Here is a 4,262-nt window from a genome sequence, read left to right on the forward strand (position 1 = left end):
CTTTTTATACACTTATTTCATTATAAATCAGAAACTTTTATCAAAGTGTAACACAGTATTGTGGTTACATCATTACTTTTTAGAAGTTTAACGTAAACCCGAGGCTGTATGATGGTTGAAGGGGAAAATACCGCACACCCAACCCGTGTGACTCGGGGTCTATGCCTTCCCTGTTCCTGGTAACGAGGAAGAGGTTATTCCCCCTCAGGTTAAAACGCGCCCCTTTTATAAAGGTTTTTTTCAGGGCGTGTTGAGGTATGGTATAGGTAAATATCAACTCGCGAAGTCTGATAAAGTCCCCGGGAATAACATTTTTAGTGCTGTATCGAAGTATGCTCTGCTGGTAAAAATAATATTCCTGTACATCAGGAATACCGGTATGGGCCTCATCACCGGGCTGTTTCCAACCCTTGGCTGCATCGGCATGTACGTAGGCAGGAGTCTGGTATATACCGCCCGTACCATTATAAGAATCTTTCAGCAATACATGCCCGCCACTTCCCACAAACATAAACGACAACCCGAAAGGGCCATACGTAAGGTTATTGATCACACTCCCCGAATACACAGGCACTGCGGTTCCGCCATTATGCAAATCTCCTGCGTTAATCCGGTCAACGACCTCCGGGTTAAGGCCCGGGGTCAACACGAGTTCTTCCCCGTTCCCGGTAGTGATCATTGGATATCCTTCTTCGTTAAGCCCGGCATATGTATATATGTAAAAGCTATTGGCCGGCATCCCTTCAAAATTTCTGACCCCTGCGGCGTAATAGGGTGTTGACACATAAAGTTCATCCCTGTAAATCCTGGTTACCATATTTTTGTTGTGATTGAACGTAATCCTGGTTGACCAATTGAATTTTTCTGCCCGGACATTAACAGTGTTCACCCCAATTTCAATCCCCTTGTTGTCTATATTGGCTTCGTTGTACTCCAGCGTGGAAAATCCCTGCGTGGGGTCTGCTATGCCTACAGCCAAAAGATCCCTGGTCCGTTTGATGTAATAGTCCAGGCTAAGGCCTATCCGGTTATTGAAGAGACCGAGGTCCAACCCTGCATTGATGGTTGCTGTTTTTTCCCACCGCAGGTCATTTATGGCCGGCGTAATTATTTTCAGCGCCGGGCTGTTTAAAGTATAGGGAATTGTGAATTCTGCCATATTAAACGGTCCATACCTATTGGAAATGTTTCCGTTAATACCATAAGACCCTCTCAATGCTATATTATTAAAGACAGTGCTATTAAAGAAACCTTCTTCCGACAGGCGCCATTTGCCTCCCACAGACCAAAACGGCTTGTATCGGTACCTGGGATCGGTACCAAAGAGGTTTGATTGGTCCAGCCGCACACTCCCCGAAAGGATATACCGGTTTTTAAAACTATAGGTATAATTGCCGTACAGGGAGAAATAACGGTTAAGGGTTTCTTCAAAATTATCTGAAAAATCCAATTTATCGCTTCTGCCACCGGGGTGGTTGGTATCACTTGTCGGAAATTGTGACAGTCTTTTTTTATCGATGGGATGAAATAACCCGGATGACTCATCATACCCGAATCGATCTGTAATAGTACCCTGGCCGAATACATGCCGTATTTCCGAACCCGCAATAGCCGCTATACTGTGCTCTCCGAAAGACCTGTTGAAATCCAGTTGCCCCCTCAGGGTATATGACCTTCTGTTTCTCCGGGTTTCTATCCGGCGCCCTCCGGGAGGGATCGGTAATGTACCGGGGTCCCCGTTATATTCATAGGGCGACATATTATTGATAAGCGATTTCATGATCCAGGAATCCTTCTTTCGCAAATCTCTCTCCACGGAACTTCCTGTTTCGTACTGGAAGTTAAAATTGCCTTTCAGGTCATTGCTGAGTTTGGCATTGAGCCGGAGCTGTAACCGTATTGCTAAATTTTCGGCATTTATGGTTTGCATACCCAACTCCTTAAGGGGGTAAAAAGTCTCGTCATATAACCCCATATCTATAAGCCGTCGGATCTCCTCAGGCTCTTTTCCATCCCATAACCCGTTATTGTCCGTAGGATGGTTCCTGTACGGCAATAACACTGGGAGGGCATTACCTTCTTCGTCGACCAGACTCTCATAAGGAGAGATATTTTTTATATAAAACTCATCAAAAGGGGTGCTTTCGGAACTATTAATCACCACATTCCCGGCTATATCCAGGTCTATCCCCTTCCCCAGATCAATATTGTTTACAATATCAAAAATCAGATTATCGTCCTTTTGCCCTACTTTATTCCCCTTGTTGGCCGTATAGTTGAGGGTACTCCTGAACGTGTGCCTTTCGCCCCCCCCGTTCAGGCTCAGGTTACTCTGATTCTGAAAACCGTTCCGGTAAAAGTGTTTTTTCCATTGTCCTGTATTGTCGATACCCTTTAACCTGTTAAAGACTTCTTCGGCTTCTGCCTGGCTCATCCGTCCTTCGTTAACCATGGCTACCGTATTATAAACCTGGTTCCTGGGAGCCACCATGGACTGGCTCCTTCTTCCCCCATCTTCCAGGTATTGCCGATAGGTCCGGGCATTGTTGTCTTCGGCATAGCTTCTTTCGATATCCACCAAATCGGCAGAACCTATGCGATTAAGCCTGTAAGCCAGGTCCGGCCGGCCGGTAATTGTCAGCTCGTTCCGGTAATTTACCCGAACTTTCCCTTTTTTCCCCTTTTTCGTGGTAATTACAAGCACTCCGTTAGCTGCACGGGAGCCGTAAATAGAAGCGGCGGCAGCATCTTTTAGTAAGGTTATCGTCTCTACCTCATAAGGGTTTATCGAACGGATGTCGGCTTCCAGCGGAAAACCATCCACCACAATAAGCGGAGAGGAATCCCCCGCCAAAGTAGAAATACCCCTTACCGTATATTTCGTTTGTCCCTCGTTTTGAGGGTCTGCGGCAAAACTGAGGCCCGGGAACATCCCCTGCAAAGCCTGCATCAGATTAGCCTGCCCTTTCTGTTCGAGTTCTTCGCCTGTTATGGTTTGAGTTGCCCCGGTACTTTTGTTTACCGAGAGTTCCTGGTAGCCTGTGACCACGACCTCTTCCAGCCTGGCGGCCTGTTCCTCCAGTTGTACATCAATAACAGATGAGCCTGCTTCAACAATGATTTCCCGGGGAGCAAAGCCTATAAAAGTAAAAGACAAGACCCCTCCGGCAGCAACCTCTATACGGTAATTCCCGTCAAAGTCGGTAACAACCCCGTTCTCACTCCCCCTGACCAAAACCGTAACCCCGGGGAGCGGGTTTCCTTCGCCATCGGTAACTGTTCCCCGAACCTCAACTGTTTGCAGTATTGTAGTTGCTCCAAAAACCGCTTCCTTTTCTCTTACAATAATCGTATTATTATAAAATTCATAGGAGAAATTCCCCGGGGCCAGAACCCTATCCAGCAAATCCCCTACACTGATCTCTCCCCCGGCTATCTCTGTATGAAAGGTCTCTTCCAGAAGATCGGGACGATAAATAAACTCGTAATCCGTCTGGCTTTCGATCAGGCGGAAAACTTCTTTTACGGATAAAACAACATCCGTGTCAATACGCACCCGGGCATTCTGGGAAAATCCCTCGTAAGGCCCCAGGCCAAAGGCCAGGGTGCAGTAAAAAAAGATAATGCTTTTCATTCCCATCAACAGCAACCCTTCCCGGTCTAAACACCTCCCCCTTTTCCGTTTAATTTTCATATATTTGTAGTGTGGTTAGTTAATATTCCTTAATTAATCGTTTTACAAGGAATAAAGCCGCTCCGTGGAAAAGATGCCGGCTTTGTTCCTTTTTCTATTTCTCCCCGAATGAGGTAAAAGACTCCTTCCTACGGATTATTTCCATAAGTTCCTCATCGGACAATACAGGCAGAAAGGCCTCCGCCTTTTTCCAATGTTCTTTTAAAAGTTCCAATTCATCCATATAAAGTAATACCAGGAGTCACATGACAGTGTTTAAATATCGAAGGGGCGTTTTTATACACCTTTATTTGGCCTTATAAGCCGGGCTCTTCACTATAGATATTACAATTTCCTAAAAATGGGTGACAAGGATTAACATGAATTTTATCCCTCAGGTACTTCGACAGGTGATACACTGAGTACCGAAGTGCCCAGTACAGGTATACTCAGGACATCGCCTATGATCTTTTCATGTGTATTCCGAAAACTAAATTCAAACAGCTTCTAACAAAAAAAGCGCCCTTGCGGACGCCTTCTGTTATTCTTTAAAAAATGAACTCGTTTATTTCCAGGATTCGACCGGCCC

General features: G+C 45.6%; 1 protein-coding gene. It reads right to left on the minus strand.

What is annotated here, in order from left to right; translation table 11 throughout:
* Positions 1 to 79 precede the first annotated feature (79 nt).
* Positions 80 to 3,694, minus strand: a complete 3,615-nt coding sequence (locus ED312_RS20215) for a SusC/RagA family TonB-linked outer membrane protein (protein WP_123217841.1) — start codon at positions 3,692 to 3,694, stop codon at positions 80 to 82.
* Positions 3,695 to 4,262: the final 568 nt, after the last annotated feature.

The organism is Sinomicrobium pectinilyticum (assembly GCF_003725735.1).
Taxonomy (GTDB): domain Bacteria; phylum Bacteroidota; class Bacteroidia; order Flavobacteriales; family Flavobacteriaceae; genus Sinomicrobium; species Sinomicrobium pectinilyticum.

Excerpts from the sequence above, each read along its gene's own strand:
- ED312_RS20215 (WP_123217841.1), bottom strand. The coding sequence starts at position 3,694 with ATGAAAATTAAACGGAAAAGGGGGAGGTGTTTAGACCGGGAAGGGTTG.